The organism is Alteromonas ponticola (assembly GCF_012911815.1).
In the GTDB taxonomy this organism is placed as follows: Bacteria; Pseudomonadota; Gammaproteobacteria; order Enterobacterales; family Alteromonadaceae; genus Alteromonas; species Alteromonas ponticola.
Genome location: NZ_JAATNW010000004.1, coordinates 236025 through 253669 on the forward strand (window position 1 = coordinate 236025; position 17645 = coordinate 253669).

15 protein-coding genes are annotated in these 17645 nt (G+C 47.6%); 4 read left to right on the forward strand and 11 right to left on the reverse strand.

Going from position 1 to position 17645, the window contains the following annotated elements:
- Positions 1-14 precede the first annotated feature (14 nt).
- The 5 genes from thpR to HCJ96_RS08230 form a co-directional block, all read right to left on the reverse strand.
- The gene (gene thpR, locus HCJ96_RS08210) at positions 15-638 is read right to left on the reverse strand and encodes an RNA 2',3'-cyclic phosphodiesterase (RefSeq protein WP_169210560.1); all 624 of its coding nucleotides are present in this window, start codon (positions 636-638) and stop codon (positions 15-17) included.
- Between the two features lie 47 nt (positions 639-685).
- A complete protein-coding gene (locus HCJ96_RS08215) occupies positions 686-2065 on the reverse strand; it encodes an MBL fold metallo-hydrolase (RefSeq protein ID WP_169210561.1) in 1380 nt (459 codons plus the stop codon).
- A gap of 69 nt (positions 2066-2134) precedes the next feature.
- Positions 2135-4615, reverse strand: a complete 2481-nt coding sequence (hrpB, locus tag HCJ96_RS08220) for an ATP-dependent helicase HrpB (RefSeq protein WP_169210562.1) — start codon at positions 4613-4615, stop codon at positions 2135-2137.
- Positions 4616-4637: 22 nt separating this feature from the next.
- Positions 4638-5852 (reverse strand): lytic murein transglycosylase, encoded by a 1215-nt coding sequence (locus tag HCJ96_RS08225; RefSeq protein ID WP_169210563.1) that lies wholly within the window; start codon positions 5850-5852, stop codon positions 4638-4640.
- An 88-nt stretch (positions 5853-5940) separates the two neighbouring features.
- Positions 5941-6285: an iron chaperone gene (locus HCJ96_RS08230; protein WP_169210564.1), complete on the reverse strand. Its 345-nt coding sequence runs from the start codon at positions 6283-6285 to the stop codon at positions 5941-5943.
- A gap of 134 nt (positions 6286-6419) precedes the next feature.
- Here HCJ96_RS08230 and HCJ96_RS08235 point away from each other — a divergent pair, with 134 nt between their 5' ends.
- Positions 6420-6935, forward strand: a complete 516-nt coding sequence (locus HCJ96_RS08235) for a hypothetical protein (RefSeq protein ID WP_169210565.1) — start codon at positions 6420-6422, stop codon at positions 6933-6935.
- Positions 6936-6945: 10 nt separating this feature from the next.
- Here HCJ96_RS08235 and HCJ96_RS08240 read toward each other — a convergent pair whose 3' ends face one another.
- Both HCJ96_RS08240 and HCJ96_RS08245 read right to left on the reverse strand, forming a co-directional pair.
- Entirely contained in the window at positions 6946-8157 is a 1212-nt protein-coding gene (locus HCJ96_RS08240; protein ID WP_169210566.1) for a M56 family metallopeptidase, read from the reverse strand.
- The gene (locus HCJ96_RS08245; protein ID WP_169210567.1) at positions 8150-8521 is read right to left on the reverse strand and encodes a BlaI/MecI/CopY family transcriptional regulator; all 372 of its coding nucleotides are present in this window, start codon (positions 8519-8521) and stop codon (positions 8150-8152) included. Before HCJ96_RS08245 ends, HCJ96_RS08240 begins: the two co-directional genes overlap by 8 nt.
- A 208-nt stretch (positions 8522-8729) precedes the next feature.
- Here HCJ96_RS08245 and mrcB point away from each other — a divergent pair, with 208 nt between their 5' ends.
- Positions 8730-10967: a penicillin-binding protein 1B gene (gene mrcB / locus HCJ96_RS08250; RefSeq protein WP_169210767.1), complete on the forward strand. Its 2238-nt coding sequence runs from the start codon at positions 8730-8732 to the stop codon at positions 10965-10967.
- A 302-nt stretch (positions 10968-11269) separates the two neighbouring features.
- On the opposite strand, the gene HCJ96_RS08255 is transcribed toward mrcB, so the two are convergent.
- The 3 genes from HCJ96_RS08255 to HCJ96_RS08265 all read right to left on the reverse strand — a co-directional run bounded on the left by HCJ96_RS08255 (position 11270) and on the right by HCJ96_RS08265 (position 13574).
- Positions 11270-11590 (reverse strand): hypothetical protein, encoded by a 321-nt coding sequence (locus HCJ96_RS08255; RefSeq protein ID WP_169210568.1) that lies wholly within the window; start codon positions 11588-11590, stop codon positions 11270-11272.
- 322 nt (positions 11591-11912) lie between these two features.
- Positions 11913-12827, reverse strand: coding sequence for a DUF808 family protein (locus tag HCJ96_RS08260; protein ID WP_169210569.1), 915 nt, complete (start codon positions 12825-12827; stop codon positions 11913-11915).
- Between the two features lie 66 nt (positions 12828-12893).
- Complete coding sequence (locus tag HCJ96_RS08265) at positions 12894-13574, reverse strand: hypothetical protein (RefSeq protein ID WP_169210570.1); 681 nt, start codon at positions 13572-13574, stop codon at positions 12894-12896.
- Positions 13575-13820: 246 nt separating this feature from the next.
- Between HCJ96_RS08265 and HCJ96_RS08270 the strand changes: the two genes are divergently transcribed.
- Positions 13821-14159 (forward strand): P-II family nitrogen regulator, encoded by a 339-nt coding sequence (locus tag HCJ96_RS08270; RefSeq protein ID WP_169210571.1) that lies wholly within the window; start codon positions 13821-13823, stop codon positions 14157-14159.
- A 32-nt stretch (positions 14160-14191) separates the two neighbouring features.
- Complete coding sequence (locus tag HCJ96_RS08275) at positions 14192-15442, forward strand: ammonium transporter (RefSeq protein WP_169210572.1); 1251 nt, start codon at positions 14192-14194, stop codon at positions 15440-15442.
- A gap of 52 nt (positions 15443-15494) precedes the next feature.
- Here HCJ96_RS08275 and HCJ96_RS08280 read toward each other — a convergent pair whose 3' ends face one another.
- Entirely contained in the window at positions 15495-17564 is a 2070-nt protein-coding gene (locus HCJ96_RS08280; protein WP_169210573.1) for a catalase, read from the reverse strand.
- Positions 17565-17645: the final 81 nt, after the last annotated feature.

Here is a 17645-nt window from a genome sequence, read left to right on the forward strand (position 1 = left end):
TGTAAAAGTCTAAGTTATATCAGACCCCGCCGTAACTGTTCCCGCGTACTTAAATTCGGTGTCAGCTTCCAGCTGTGGCGGATGGGGTAGGTTACACCGGAGGCTGTAGACACCGATTCGAACAAGTGAAACGCAGTAAATTCACACTGGATGTCCGGCAGAAAAAGTGGTGGCGGCAGGGTAGGCGGTGCTTTCCTTAACACTGTTACATGCGGCTGGTAGTCTCTACTTTCCGTTTCAATACTAGCTGCTCTGGCCGCTTTTCTTACCTGGGTATGCAATGCGGCTAATGATTGCGGAAGTGACGAGGGGGCAACAAATACGATTTTAGGTTTTTGCCAATAGCCAGACTGGGTGAGTTGCAAAGAAATTGGATGCGCATGAATCTGGTCAAGATGGGTTATCAAGGATTCTTGTTGTGACGCTGATATGTCACCTAAAAATGCCAGCGTTATATGAAAATTTGCAGCGGGTACGGCAACGGGTGCGGCGTGCACATTACGAATATTTTCTTTACGCTGACGTTTTGCCGGTGGCGTCTGCTCGCGACTGCGAATTTCTGGCAGCGCTTTTTGCTGCCAGCTTTGCAAGGCCAGTTTCTGTTGAGCATTTAGGTCTAAGCCGATAAAGCATCGCATAACATATCCAGGATGATCATGACCACTTAAGGATACCTAATGAAACACTAGCCTTTCAATTTTTTCCACGCTTTCATTGACCCCTCCATTACATCCACATTTTCTATACCCTGCTGAGCGAGAAAACTGGCTGCCGTGGTTGCCCTAACGCCAGAACCACAATAACAGGTGTAGTGTCGCTCTTTGTCTAACTCAGATAGCTTGTCGGGTAAGTAGCCCAGATAGATGTAGTCAGAACCCTCGATAGCGGCTTTATCCCTTTCATCTTGTTTGCGTACATCCAATAAACTCCATTTTTGCTGGGATTGTGTAGCCCGTTCATCCACTTGCTTAGCGGTAACTATCTCAATGGCGTTCAGGCCTTCGTCAACAGTACTGTCACCGGTGCGAACGGGCAGCTCGACTAGGTAGCCTTTAATTTTCTCATAGCCCATACACTTTAACTGGATAGCGTTTTGTTTAGCGGTGTTAGCATCAGGTGAGACAATTACAATGTCGACATCGTCCTTTAGAAACCAGCCGCCATAAGCTGAGGTTAAGCCTGCCCCAAAGAACAAGCTGCCACGAATATGTGACTGGCAAAATGCGTCTTTGTTTCTGACATCGACAATCTGTAACTGGCCGCTATCTGCTTGTCTGGCAATTTCTGTAACATCGCGTGCACTTAGGGCGGGAATATCGCGATGGACAATACAGTCATAATGTCCCTGCGAATTAAGCCGCTCCATTTTTTCAAAATAAGGCGCGTAATAGTGGGTCTCGTTTAGCTTTTCTTTAACGAACTGTTCTTTAGACGAGAGCGACCATTTGGGATTATGGCGCTTTTCGTAGCCTAACGTTGAAAACTCCCTGTCGGCCATGCCTCCACCACATACTGAGCCGGCCCCATGCGCAGGATACACCACCGTTTCCTCGGGTAACGCATTCAATTTCTGTAAACTTTCGTAAAGCGTGGCGGTGATTTGCTCCTTTTCATCCGGATAAAAATCGGTGCGACCTACATCATTTACAAACAGTGTATCGCCTGTGAAGATGGCGATCACTTCATCGCTGATGCTGGTGTCGGCGACAGTGATACAAATACTGTCTTTTGTATGCCCGGGGGTTTCCAGAATGGCCACCTTTAGTTCACCCACTTTAAACGTGTCACCCTCTTCGACTGACTCAGCATATTCAATAGGTGCATCGCTATGTTGGCCATGGTAGACAGGAATATTCAACTGTTTGCCCAGCACGGCGGCACCTGAAATAAAATCTTCGTTACGGTGGGTCTCTATCACAAATTTGATAGTGACATTATTCTCGGCCGCTGCACTCAAATACTGCTCACAATCCAGTTGAGGATCGACAACAAAGGCTTCGTTTTTACTGGAAACTAAATAGGATAGTTGGGCTAACCCTTTGGCTTTGAATCGTTGAATTTCCATTTTATTCTCCTCATCACATTACTGAAACCTTATATGTGTAGTGAGAAAATGTTGATCATGACTTAATTTCTAATTCATAAATTTTTTTGTGCGAGTGGTGGGTTCAGCATTGGCGGGATCATCAGGCCAGAAGTGTTTCGGATAGCGTCCTTTCATTTCCTTTTGAATTTCACGATAACTGCCTTGCCAGAAGCTTCCGAGATCTTGCGTGGTCTGCAGAGGGCGACCAGCAGGGGATAATAAGGAAAATGTGATGCATAACTTGCCGCCGGCTACGTGGACGCGCTTTGTCTCACCGTACATCTCCTGCATCTTTACCGCTACAATGGCACTACCGTTTGCATCGTACTCTATCGTTACATTGCGCTTCGACGGAATCGTTAAGGATTCAGGTAGATACGTGTCGAGGGCATGTTGTTGAGGCCACTCCAGCGCCTGATTAAGCAGGGTTTTCCACGGCAGTTTTTCTACCTGTTCCCATTTTTTGCAGGACGCTAGTTTATCCCGCCAAAACTCGGCGGGCAGGTCTGTAAACGGTTGGGTTAATACCGGCCAAGCGCAGCGACCATCATAGCTCTGCGGTTGCGGTAACATGAGCTTTTCAGCTATTTGCAGCCGATACCACCATTGCCAGGCCTTTTCATCAAAAGGCAGCTGTTGCAAAGGTAACGTTTGCAGGTGCGCCATCCAGGCTTCTGCAAACTGCGCTTTGGGCACTTCAGATAATGGCCTACTATCCAGAACGATCTTGTCGAATCGGGCGACTTGCCGTGCCTGCATCTGTTTGCTGGCACTGTCGTAATGCACTCGCTTTTCTCTGATAAATGAATCAGGGTAGAGGGCGCTGAGTTGCGCCTGAGCAATTGGCTGATATTGGCGGATAATGAGTTCATTACCCAGAGACTGCGCATGCAATATGGCTATCCATTCCGCCGTTTCGATAACACCAGGTGGCATCGTTGCCCCTTTGCCATTGGCTAATTTAAATGTCCCTTGCGCACTTTTAAACGCAAGGTGCCGGGGAAATGCCAGCGCGATCGCAGTCGCGAATTCTTCGTCGGTCAAGCTGCCGGGCGTGGGCAAACTGCGTTCGCTGATAAGACTCAGGTATCGATTTGCCTGCCTGGTTACCCGTTTGTTACTGAACGTGTCCAGCTGGCGAAGAATATCTGTCACCAGCACGGACTGTGTATGAGCCATGTTTTCTTCGTAAAGGGCTGCGACCAGCGCTGCAGCTGCCATTTGCGTGTCACCCAGCTTACTTGACTTAAGTAACATATGCGCGATGACCGGATGGCAAGGGAAAGTGGCCAACTGTCTGCCATAAGGGGTGAGCTGTTGGTCACGCAGGGCGCCAATTCGAACAAGGGTATCAAACGCGGCTGACTGTTGCGCGGAACTGGGCAAATCCAGCAGCGCCAAGTCGTTTAGGGGACTGCCCCAGGCCAGTGATTCAAGTAGCAGGGGCGCGATATCTTCCTGTAAAATTTGCGCCTGGGCCTGTTTCGCCAGTCGGTCGTGCTGTTCTTTCGCCCACAGCCGATAACATTTACCGGGCCGCAGGCGTCCCGCTCGTCCTTTGCGCTGGGTTGCTGAGGCTTGCGAAATCATTTGCTGATTTAATTGCTTAAAGCCCCCCTCCAGTTGGTAGCTGGCCACATTCTCCAGGCCAGAATCGACCACCGCCTCAATATTGGCAATAGTTAAGCTGGTCTCGGCAATATTTGTCGCCAGAATAACTTTCTGTTTACCTGAAGGGTCTGGTTGTAATGCCGCCAGTTGCGCTGACTTTTCGAGCGCACCATACAGTTCGTGTATTACAATATCACTGCTGTTAATTTTTGCCTCAAGCAATTGCCTGACTTTACGAATTGCACCAATGCCTGCAAGAAATGCCAGCACGTCACCGTCAACCTCACCACAGGCGTGCTCGATGGTCGCCGCCATGGTCGAGTTAACGCTTTCGGCTTTAACCTGGCCGAGGTAATGTTCTTCCACCGGATACATCTTACCTTCAGACTGTAAGTTGATGGCATCGGGTAATAGCGTTTGAATTCTCTGCACATCCAGCGTGGCCGACATGATCACTAACCGCAGGTCGTCTCTCAACCCTTGTTGCACTTCAAGTGCCAGCGCCAAACCAAAATCAGTGTGAATACTGCGCTCATGAAATTCGTCGAAAATAACCACGCTGATGCCACTGAGTTCAGGGTCGCTTTGGATGCGGCGGGAAAGAATACCTTCGGTAATGATTTCCAATTTTGTTTCGTGGCTGACCTGACTTTCACCGCGCACGCGATAACCGATTGTTTTGCCGACGGGCTCATTGAGTAAAGATGCCAGATAATGTGCCAGACTCCGCACCACCACGCGCCGTGGTTGCATCAGCAAAATACGGCCCGGTAGTTTCTGTTGTAACAGGGCCAGCGGTAAAACGGTAGATTTGCCTGCACCGGGGGGCGCAGACACGATAACATTGTTGGTTTGCACTGCCTCACATAGTGAGGCGGCAATAGCATAAGCCGGAAAGGCTTCCTGATTCTTTAGCAAAACGGGATTAACTCAGGTTGACCTAGGATTCCGCTTTGCTGCTTAGCGCGACACCAGCTTTGCTCATGACATCGAGACTGGGAAAGCCATCGGCAATCAAATTATGCTGTCGTTGAAACGCACGAATGCCCTTGCGTGTAGTCGGTCCGATGATGCCATCGGGTTTACCTACATCAAAACCTGCGTTATTCAATGCGGTCTGTAATGCAATAATATCATCACGGGAGTAGGTGGGTAAGTCGGGTAACGCCGTGGCCAGCTTTTCACCCTGTATTATCCGGTCCGCCAGATGTCCAACCGCGATGGCATAAAATTCAGAATTATTCCAACGCATGATGACGCGAAAATTAGGATAGGCGATAAATGCGGGCCCCTGATAACCTGCAGGCACTACCACGTAAGCCTGTACATCGTCTTCTCCCAACGGCTTTCCGTTAGCTTTAGTTACGCCAAGCTCATGCCATTCGGTTAGCGTGCGGCGGTTGCTATAACCGGCCAGATCGTAGTCAAAGTTTTGTGGTAATTGAATTTCGCGACCCCAACGAAAACCCGGTTGCCAACCCAGTTCAGCCAGAAAGTTAGCGGCTGATGTTAATGCATCCTGCTCGCTTTCCCATAAATCTACCCGGCCGTCATTGTCACCGTCAATGGCATAACGAGCGTACGCTGATGGCATAAACTGAGTATGGCCCATGGCACCTGCCCACGAGCCGACCATTTTTTCCTGATCCAGCGATTCCCGCTCAAGCAGCTTTACCGCAGTAATCAGTTCCTGGGTAAAAAATTCGCTGCGGCGGGGATCACAAGCCAGTGTCGCCAGCGAGTCCAGCACTGGCATTTTGCCTTTGTACGAACCAAAGTTGGTCTCCAGACCCCAAAATGCAATGAGGTAGTGAGGAGGAATACCATACTTGCTGTTCAGGCTGTCTAACAGAGTTTTGTGCTCAGCGTACATTTGCTGGCCCTTTTCCACCCGCCAATCAGTCACACGTTTGCCAAAGTAGTTGGGAAAGGTTTGCACAAATTCGGGCTGGCTGCGATCAAGCTCGATCACCCGTGGTTGATAAACAAGTTTATCAAATACGTTATCTGCCACCTGAGGGCTGACACCAGATTGCTTGGCCTGATCACGTAATTTAAGTTTGCACTCATTGAATTCAGGCGTCGCCAGAGAAGAAAAAGAGAAAGCAACTGTAGTCATCGCGACAACTTTGATTGCCAGTAGCATGCGATTCATATAATCCACCTGTTATTAGCTGACCTTCATGCTAACGCAACTTTGCTGGGTGTGGCGATAAATATTTGTAATAATCGATTAAATTGAGTCAGCGGTGCTGCGGTGAGTGGTTCAGAGCGCTGTGAATAGCGTTTTCCAAAGCATTTACATCCATCTCATCAGAGTCTTTAAAATTAATACAGCCTTTACCGGTCTTCACGCTGGGATACTGCTTTTTAAAATCGGCGATATGTTCAGCAGAGCAGGTATAAAAAGAGATGTAATTTTTCTGGTTAGCCACTGCCACCCAGCCATTTTCGGTTCTAAATGTTGGCATCTTATACTCTAACGAAGCTACCACGTCGGGATACAGCGCGGTTATCTTTTTGATAACAGCATTTAAACGCTGTGCTCGCACAGGGTCTGCGCGGTTAAGGTAATTTTCAATACTCATCACAGTTCCTCAAATCGTATCCTGGGAAACCCGTTATGTAAAAGTCAGTCAAATGGGACAATCGGTGAAACCGATTGCAGCCGAATGTTGGGTTTCCAACTATAATTATAGCGTCTAGCAAACGGATGCGAACAATGGATCTCAATGAAACAAAGATGATGCTGGTTATTTCAAGACGACTCATCATATTCGCCATTCTGTCGCTGATTCTGACGACTATCTTATTTGCGCTTTCTTTTGTTTTTCATCAGCGTCTAATGCTTTCGTGGTTAGTGTTTGAATGTGGAATTATTGGTGGTTTTGTCAGTATCCAACAGCGTTTAAAACACATTGATATTGAAGAGATGCAGCTGTTGTCGCAGTCGTGGTTCAGTATCCTGATGATCCCGGTCTATGGTGGGATATTTGCGCTGGTGCTGTACATATTGTTTCTTGCGGGCCTGGTACAGGGGCATCTGTTTCCTGCTTTTTACGTCCCTGAGTTTGACACCCCCCCGACCACGCAGAATGTGGTGGCGTTCCTTACGACTACCTATCCTGCGCAAGGGGCTGATATTGCCAAACTTATCTTCTGGTCTTTCGTGGCGGGCTTTTCTGAGCGCTTTGTGCCACAAATTATTAATGACGTCACAAAGCGCGATGCGAAATAATGGACAGGTTTTATTTTCTTTTTACCTGAACTACTTCATGTTCGCGTTCAATTACTTTCACGGTATCGTTCCCTAACGCGAAGGCTATTTCAACCAGCACATCGCTTTGCGGTGCACCTTTTTGATATTGCCATTGGCTGACCGCATCGATCGCGGCTTGATCAAAAAGCCCCTTAGGTTGCGCGGCAACAACGTTGACATTACTGACAGCACCACTTTGCTCGATATTAAATTGCAGTGTGACAGCGCCTTCAATATTCTGCTCAACCGCGGCTGCGGGGTAAACCGGGTCGGCGCGATAAACCGGTGCAGTGTGGACGCTGTGATCCTTACTTAATTCAAGCGCCTGTAAAGCTCCGGTAATAGAAAGTAAGGTAATGGCCACAACAGTCACAATACCGGGGCGGTTAATAGAGGTTGTTAAATTCATAATACGTTCCTTAAGTTGCTCCTTACTGCTGTAAGGTAAGCTGGTTAACATAGAGTGGGTCGGTGTTGCGGCAAACGTTAGCAGCGCGTTTGCATAGGGTATTTGCTGAGATCGGCGATGCGACTTTAGCACCACGGCGTCACAGGAGAGCTCTTGTGCATGCCGAAACTCACGGTAGCCTATCCAGCTAAGCGGGTTAAACCAGAAGGCAAGCGTAAAACTGATGGCGACCAGGTTCCACCATAAGTCGCCTCTGGCCATATGCACCATTTCATGGCGAATTATCAGGCTACGTGCCGTTCGATCTAATTGAGTAAACTGAGTCGGTACGATAATCGTGTAAGCAGGTGTGCGGGTGATAAATGGCGCAGAAACATTCTCACAGGCCATGACAGCGACCATCGTGCTTTTATAATTAAGACGCGAAATGCACGACTGCTGCTGCAGATCAAGCAGGCGTGTCATTCGCCAATGTGAAATACCTATCCACATGGCAAACGCAATCACCCCGGTCAGCCAGAACAGCAATAATGAAGATGCGTGTGGGGCCAGCGAATTAAAAATCAGTTGTTGCTGCGACTGGGCGGTCACCAGATAGGAAGTCAATTGTGTGGATTGGAACGAAAACAGGGTTGGCATTAACAGATCTGAAAGCAGATAAACAGGCACAATAGCCCACGTTACGTAATAGCTGACCGCACCCATTTGCTTAATCACCAAAGGCTTAAGCAACATAATGGCACTGATGATCAATGAACAAATAAGCGTTTGTTGCCAGAGCCATTCAATCATTATTTTTCTCCCAATCCTGGATAATTTGCTTCAAATCTTCGATATCATCTTTAGACAGCTTCGATTGCTTGGCAAATCCCGCCACCAATGGAGAGACACGACCATTGAACAGGCGGGATATGATTGAGCGGCTTTCTTTTAGCTGATAATCCTGTTGCGAAATGGCAGGGCTATAAAGATATGACCTACCCTCTTTTTCAAACGTGAGCGCGCCTTTTTTAACCAGTCTGCTTAAGAAGGTTTTTACTGTTTTTTCATGCCATCGTTTGTTATCGAGGCGAGCTACGATCTCGGCGGACGACGCTGGGTGATCACGCCAGATCACCTGCATAACGTCTAATTCTGCATTACTTATTTCCATCATCGACCCTCAAAAGATTACGCTTGTAATTCTAAAGATTACGCCTGTAATCAAATTTGTCAAATTATTTTATTCGGCGGGACTGGAAATTCTTTTGTATAGGTAGCAGAATCAACCCCTCTTTAGAGGTCAGGAAGAGTGCGTGGCTAAAAAGCAAAAGAAACAGGATTTACCCAAAACCCGTCGTTGGCGAGGTTTGTTCTTCAAATTAATGTTCATCGGGCTGGTGGTGTTTACCGCATACCTGGTTTATTTGGATGCCCAGATAAAACACACTTTTTCAGGCAACAAGTGGGAAGTACCGGCACAAATTTTTGCTCGTCCGCTGGTGCTGGAAAAAGAGTTGGAAATCACCCCTAAAGAGGTGCTTGAGGAACTGAGCCTGTTAGGTTACCGCAGTGTCAGTTCACCAGATTCCAGCGGCGAATATCGTTTTACCGGCAATTCGTTGGTGATTCAGCGACGTGCCTTTCATTTTGCTGACACCTTCGAAGATTTACGCCATTTGCAAATCACCTGGCGTAATGGGCGTATCGAAACCATTCGCGACCATACGGCAGGGCGTGATGTAGGCAGTGTCCGGCTTGAGCCTTGGCTGGTTACGCGGCTGGTCAGCAGTAGTCAGGAAGACCGCATGCTGGTAACGCTGGATACGGTGCCAGACCTATTACCCACAGCACTTACGCTGGTTGAGGACAAAGACTTTTACCAGCATCATGGTATTGCGCCACTGTCGATTGTGCGTGCTTTAATCGCTAACATTAAAGCGGGGCGCACGGTTCAGGGGGGCAGTACGCTTACCCAACAGCTGGTAAAAAATCTGTTTCTCACCCGTGAGCGCTCCCTGGTGCGTAAAGCCAAAGAAGCATTAATGGCAGTGCTGATCGACGCGCGTTACAGCAAAGATGACATTTTGCAGGCGTACCTTAACGAGGTGTTTCTTGCGCAAAATGGCGAAATGGCAGTACATGGCGTCGGCCTGGCCAGTTATTACTATTTTGACCGACCGGCGAACGAATTAAACCCGGCTGAGATCGCCACATTGGTGGCGATGGTAAAAGGGCCGTCTTATTATAATCCGCGTCGTTATCCTGAGCGTGTTATTGAGCGTCGAAACTTAGTGTTACGTATTCTGTTTGAGGCGAACAAGCTCAATCGTGGCGATTACAAACGCTATATTAATGCTCCCATTGGGCTGGCCACAGGCGATAGCCTGGCAAAAGGCAAGCACCCGGCTTTCATGGACAAAGTCAGGCGTGAACTGACAGAAATTCTGGCCGATCCGAGCTTACGTGATTCCGGCGTCAAGGTGTTTACTACACTGGATATTTACGCTCAGCGGCGGGCGGAGAAAGCGGTCAAACAAACACTTGAAGGCTTGCAACGAGATCGCAAGGCGTCATTACAATCAGCCATGCTGGTAACTGATATCAGCAGTGGTGAAGTGCGTGCGATTGTAGGTGGAAAGAACACTGAGTTTAAGGGATTCAACCGAGCATTAGACGCGCGCAGACAGGTTGGGTCGTTGATTAAACCTGCGGTTTATCTGACCGCATTAGAAGACCCGGTGGCGTTTAATCTTGCTTCACCGCTAGAGGACAAACCGATTACCCTGAAAAGTACCGGGGGTAAAATGTGGTCACCGCAAAACGAGGATAAGCAGTTCCGCGGCCAGGTTTCGTTGATTCAGGCGTTAACCCAATCGTTAAACGTACCTACCGTAAATTTAGGCATGCAAGTGGGGCTAAATAACATTGCCCAAACGGTAGCGCAACTGGGGGTGGAATCGTCGTTTCGTAAAGTGCCGTCGATGACCTTAGGTGCAATGGCTCTGACGCCATTTGAGACTAATCAGATGTATCAGACATTATCTAACACTGGACGCTACATACCCTTGCACACTGTCAGTGCTGTGGTCAGTGCAAACAACCGCATGCTATGGCAAAAAGCTGAATTCTATTCACAGCGCGTTGATGAAGGGGCCACCTATTTATTGAACTACGCCTTATATAAGGTGACCCAGGAAGGTACAGCTAAACGCGTAGCGCAACACTTTCCCGATGTTAATATGGCCGGCAAAACGGGTACCACTGATGACTTTCGCGACAGTTGGTTTTCAGGATTTGATCGAAACAATGTGGTGACCGTGTGGGTAGGGAATGATGACAATCAGCCTATCAACCTTACCGGAGCGGGGGGAGCGCTACCCGTCTTTATCAACTACCAGAAATTGCAGCAGCCAAAATCGCTGTCCAGACGTTTTCCCAAGGGTCTCGGCATCGCTCATTTCAATGCAAACTCAGGCGCAGTGACTATTGCAGGTTGCCCGAACAGCATGAGCGTACCCGCCATCCTTGATGTACTGCCACCGCCAGCGCAAGACTGTGCGGGTAATCCGGTTAAACAAAAGGACAACAAAAGCTGGTGGGAAAAAGTATTCGGTGAGTAAAAATGATGAAAAAAACCTCAGGAAAATGAGCTAATTTCCAATCAAAGGAGGTACAGATTACGCGTCTTGTCTTCCTGAAAATTAACTCATTGACCTGAGGTAAAGGCCCTACGGGATAGAGATTCACTGTTGATACCAATGCGCATTAATATGAGACGTATTTGGGTCATACTAATGAGAATTGGCATTAACGCGGCGTACAATGGCTTGTACGCCGTTAAATAGGATCACGCTGGCCAAATAAGCAGCTACAGGCGCTAACACCAAACCTAGCATTGCAATTGCGCTGATCATGGTGACGATTACGCGTCGGTGTCTTTGCGTAAGTCAACTTGTTTAAGTTGACGTGCGGTATCTTCGCGCAAATCTACTTCTTTAAGCTGACGCACGGTAACTTTGGCTACCATCTGTTTTTCGCTCACTTTGGGCGAGAACTGATAACTGGTATTAAGGACATCATTGCGCGCAGCAGAGTTAAGTTCCTGGCTGGTCAAGGCAACATGCTGTTGCAGTTCTGCAGTGATTACCTGGTTAAGTACATCATTGCCTTGAGACTCGGCCATCGTTACGCCAGATGCAGATAAAACCAAAAGAGCAGTTAGGATACGAGGTACAGTTTTCATTGATTTCTCCTTTCATTGATAAGTTAACTGCTCATTACCTTCTACTACTAAGTTTACTTCGTGGCAGTTATTGATTAAGTCGCAATACCTATAGCGATAGTTGTGCCAGAGCAGAAAAAAACAATAAATAATTGATTTTAAATGTTTTTTATTTTGATGAAAAAATCAAACCAATAACTATTGTGTGAATGATGCTAAAAAATAGCCAAAAAGTTTTGGTGTAATAGTCTAATTGACCATTGTTGGTGGTAATGCGGGGAAAGCTGGCGGATTGAGCTAAAAGCGGCTTTTTCCAGGGACGAAAAAGCCGCTTTTATATTGGTTATTTACCCAGTATTTTTTTTACCAACCCGAACAGAAGCATGACAGCACAACCTGCGATGAAGCCGGTTATCCCGTCGAACACAATTGAGCTAAGCAAGCTGAATTGTGGGGCTACCTGAATGATGGCCGTGGCTGCATGATGAATGAACCCGATATTGTGGGTTAGTATGCCCCCGCCCACCAGAAACATGGCGAGCGTGCCGACAACGGCAAGAAACTTCATTAACATGGGTGCCGTGATTAATAGTGCGCGACCGATAAAGCGCTTGATGCGGCTCCAACTACTGTTAATTGATTGACGCAGCAAATACAGTCCGGCATCGTCCATTTTAACAATACCGGCAACCAGCCCGTATACGCCAATGGTAATAGCAATACTCAATGCGCTCAACACGCCTACCTGGGTGATAAAATCAGCCTGTTGAACTGTGCCTAAAGCAATAACAATAATTTCCGCAGAAAGAATAAAATCGGTGCGAATGGCACCTTTTATTTTTTCCTTTTCCATTGCAACTAAATCGATGTCGCTATCAGCGAGCGCTTTCAGACGCGACGCGCGCTCATCCGGTGTGTGTTGATAGAAAAAGCGATGAATAACTTTTTCTGCACCTTCGTAGCATAAGTAAAGACCGCCTATTATAAGCAGCACCGTAATAAGCATTGGAACGAATGCGCTTATCAGTAGCGCTGCCGGAACCAGGATCAGCTTGTTTAAAAATGAACCTTTCGCGACTGCCCAGACTACCGGGAGTTCTCGATCCGGTTTAACGCCGCTGACCTGGTTAGCGTTTAAAGCTAAATCGTCACCCAGTACTCCCGCGGTTTTTTTCGCAGCGACTTTAGACATCGCAGCAACGTCATCTAACAATGCAGCAATATCGTCAATTAAAGCGAGTAAGTTTGCAGCGGCCACGATAAAAATTCCTGTAAATTTTGGTTTAGCATAAACAGCTTACGCCCGCTTTTAAAGTGGGTGTCATTACTTTTTATGTTTATCTATAAAACGGTCTATGTCGCTGTCGCGTTCCGAGCAGGCCAAGGACCCCCCGGTGATGCCACTGACAAAACCAATCGCCCGGTTGATGCCTTTGTCACAGTTTATTTTGTGGGACCGATTGAGCGGTATAGGTTCATCTGCGCCTTTGCGTGGGTCTATCAGCTGCGGTGAGGTAAGCAAACGTCTGCGTTGTTGATTAGCGCTGTCTGCCAGGGCTTGCTGTGTGGCTGATTGAAGGCTTTTCAGCGCGCGGCCTGGCGATAAATTTAACCTGGCTCTGACGTTACTTTCAGTGGCACGGTCAGCTGGCGCAGACGCCACCGGCACTATTTCAGCCTGCGGTGTGATTGGCTGTGTGTCTGCAGTTTGTTGTTTGAGTTTGGCCGATTCAACTAAAGCAGGTTCAGGCGAAGTGCTAACGTCTTGTAGCGCGCTATCGATGTTGGTTTTTTCTACCATGATCGGAGGCAATACGAGCCTGGCGTTGATAGTTGCATCAGGTGGAACGGCGTCAGGCACCTGACTGACGTGGAACATCACCACCAGCGAAAATAGCACACCATGCATTAACAGCGAAACCAACCAAAAATAGTTCGTTTGCGCATGCTCTGCAGGCGGTTGTTGTTGAGCAATCCAACCTGGTGTGACTACTGCTGCGTCCATACCAACACCTTTACATTAACTGCAATTAAAGACGCAAAAATCACGCATTAGTTCCGTAAGTGTTTGCCTTATCCTGGTGCTTAAATGCTCAAATGCACCAAAATCGTGCATAAAAACTGCTGCTTTATGTAATAAAACTGAATAAGTATATGTAAATTATAAGGTTTGTTTTTTGGTACAGCTCTTGAAAAGACTCATTTACAAATAATTACAACATTCAGTTTTTCATTCATTGCGGAGCACATCATGAAATTAGTTACTGCGATCATAAAGCCATTCAAGCTTGATGACGTTCGCGAAGCCATTTCAGACATTGGTATAGACGGGTTGACCGTGACCGAAGTGAAAGGTTTCGGACGTCAGAAAGGTCACACAGAACTTTACCGTGGCGCAGAATATCAGGTTGATTTTCTACCCAAAGTAAAACTCGAGATTGCCATTCAAAACGAGCAGGTGGAACGTTTGGTTGAGGCTATCGTTGGCGCGGCAAAAACCGGCAAAATCGGCGATGGCAAAGTGTTTGTTTACGATCTTGAACACGCAGTACGCATTCGTACTGGTGAGTCAGACGGCGATGCAATTTAACGTTCAGCACAATATCAGTTGAGGAATAAATAATGGAAACAACATTTGAACTTGGATATGCGCTGGATACCTTTTACTTTTTGGTATGTGGTGCGTTAGTAATGTGGATGGCTGCCGGTTTCGCGATGCTGGAAGCCGGCTTGGTGAGAGCAAAAAATACCACTGAAATATTAACCAAAAATATCGCACTATTTGCGATTGCCTGCACCATGTATATGATTTGCGGCTATGGCATCATGTATGGCGGTGGCGACTGGGGATTGTTTTTAAATGGCATCGTGGGCGACGGTGCAACTGGCGTGACCGAAGAACCAGCAACGTATGCCCCTTCAGCAGACTTTTTCTTTCAGGTCGTGTTTGTAGCGACGGCGATGTCTATCGTCTCCGGCGCGGTCGCAGAGCGGATGAAGTTGTGGGCATTTTTAATTTTTGCGGTGGTCATGACAGGATTGATTTATCCGCTTGAAGGTTCCTGGACCTGGGGCGGAGAAGCAGTATTCGGTTTGTATACCCTGGGCGATTTAGGCTTCTCTGACTTCGCAGGATCAGGCATTGTGCACATGGCCGGTGCGGCCGCGGCACTGGCGGGCGTGCTTGTACTGGGACCACGCAAAGGCAAGTACACTGCAGATGGCAAAGCGGTGGCCATTCCAGGTGCTAATTTACCACTGGCTACGTTAGGTACATTCATTTTGTGGATGGGATGGTTTGGCTTCAATGGCGGGTCAGTGCTGGCTACGGCAACGGTTGAAAGCGCAAACTCAGTCGCGGTGGTCTTTATGAATACCAATGCTGCGGCAGCAGGTGGCACTATTGCAGCCTTAGTTCTGGCTCGCCTGATGTTTGGCAAAGCCGATTTAACCATGGCCTTAAACGGTGCCTTGGCGGGGCTGGTTGCTATAACCGCAGAGCCGTCAACACCAACACCATTACTGGCTACCGTGTTTGGTGCTGCAGGGGGCGTGCTGGTAGTTTTGAGTATTGTCGCTCTAGATAAGCTTAAGATCGACGATCCAGTGGGAGCTATTTCAGTGCATGGTACTGTTGGTTTACTAGGGCTGCTACTGGTACCAGTCACTAACGGCGAAGTGAGCTTTAGCGGGCAAATTATCGGCGCCCTGACAATCTTTGTGTGGGTCTTCTGTGCAAGCCTGCTCACCTGGCTGGCGATTAAGTCAGTACTGGGTGTGCGGGTAAGCGAAGAAGAGGAATACGACGGCGTGGATATGAGTGAGTGTGGTCTGGAGGCCTATCCCGATTTTACCGGCGGCCGGGCTGGTTAATTAACCAAAAAGCGCTTCAACTGAAGCGCTTTTTTTTAGTTCGGCAAACCGCTTATTTACGTTTCCAGAATCGTAAATTTTTAGCCTCATTAAGAAAATCCTTTCCATTAGCCGCGGTGATTTCAATACAGCCTTTGTCCATTTTTCCTTTGAGATTAGTCTCTTCAAACAATGGCATGGCCGACGATGTGTAGCCGATATACTTTTTATGCGCAAACGCATCCATCACGAAGTCTTTTGCTTCAGGAATATCTGACAGTTTCTTCGCCCCTTCTGCAGAGGTGATAATAGCAACCGCATCATAAAGAACGGACGGGCCACCATTAACCAACTGATCACCTTTAACATGCGTGCCCTTATCTGTTTTCACACCATTTACCGTTGGGGCCACTACTTCGTACATAGCTCCAGCATTTTTCAACGCATCAGTGAGGGCATTGAGAATGCCTTCATCCATGCCGTCGGTGGCGAGAATACCCAGTTTTCTTCCTTTAAATGTATTAGGAGCATTTTTAAGGATACTCAATGCATCAGATATTTTAAGCTTGGTATTGGTTTTCATCGCAGCTTCGGCCGCTTCTGGCATTTCCTGCAAGCCGAGGTTATCAGCTACGGTCTGTGCCAGTTCTTTATCAATATTAAGCAAATGAGAAACCATCCGTTCGCGAATCGCGAGCGTCTCAACTTTGGACAGCTCAAAGGTTAACGCATTCTGAATATGCATTTGCTCAATGTCAGTCTGGCTTCGATAAAATTGCGCAGCCTGACTGTAATGGTCAGCAAAGGTTTCTGAGCGATAACGCAATTTACTCCCCGAAACCGGTTCTGCCGTACTCTTGAAGCCGGTGTCTGGACAGGCTCTTGGGTTGTGTTCATCTCGCGGCCACGAATTTGGCTCGTAGTTCACCCTGCCTTTCGGGTTATGCATCGCCATATGCCCATCTTGTTGCAGATGCCTGAAAGGGCACTTAGGAGCATTAATAGGCAAATGAGTAAAGTTGGGGCTGCCTAAACGTTTTAATTGCGTATCCAGATAGGAGAAGTTTCTACCTTGTAACAGCGGATCTTCAGTGAAGTCTATACCGGGAACAATATTCTGGGTACAAAATGCGACCTGCTCGGTTTCTGCAAAAAAGTTATCCACCACTCTGTCCAGCACCATCTTGCCAATTAGCTTAACCGGCACCTCTTCTTCGGGAATAAGCTTAGTAGCGTCTAACACGTCAAACTCAAATTTATCGGCAAATTCACGGTCGAATACTTGTACGCCTAATTCCCATTCCGGGTAGTCACCCGCCTGTATTGCATCCCACAGATCTCTGCGATGAAAATCGGGATCCGCACCATTAATTTTAAGCGCCTCGTTCCATACCACTGACTGCATGCCTAATTTAGGCTTCCAGTGGAATTTAACAAATTTCTCGTCTCCCTTGTCATTCACGAATTTAAAGGTATGTACGCCAAATCCTTCCATAAAACGTAATGAGCGTGGAATGGCTCTATCTGACATGGCCCACATCACCATATGCATGGATTCAGGGGTCAAGCTGATAAAATCCCAGAAGTTATCGTGAGCGGTCTGCGCCTGGGGAAAGCCCCGATCGGGTTCTTGTTTGGCGGAGTGAATCAGGTCAGGAAACTTAATGGCATCCTGAATGAAAAAGACCGGGATGTTATTGCCCACCAGATCCCAGTTACCTTCGTTGGTATAAAATTTCACTGCAAATCCGCGCACGTCACGTGGTAAGTCAGGGGAACCTTTGTTCCCTGCAACCGTCGAGAAGCGGGTAAAAACCGGTGTTTTCTGTCCTTTTTTCTGAAACAAATCCGCGCTGGTGATATCTGACACATTTCCATAGCTTTCAAAATAGCCATGTGCTCCGTAGCCTCTGGCATGTACGACTCGTTCCGGAATGCGTTCGTGGTCGAAATGAAAAAGCTTTTCGCGTAGTACATGATCTTCGATAAGACCGGGGCCGCGTTCTCCGGCTTTAAGTGAATTTTGATCATCGCTGACCGGACATCCCTGTGCGGTAGTCATAACTTGATCCTGTGCCTCTGGCTTTTGATGGAGCTCCCCTCCTGAGCCTTTATTTCCTTTGTATTTGAAAGATTCTGCCATAAATTTTTTCCTTCGTAGATGATAGGCTGACGCACAAACTTCTAGAAGTGCTTAACGTTTTACACAGGGAAAACAGGAAAG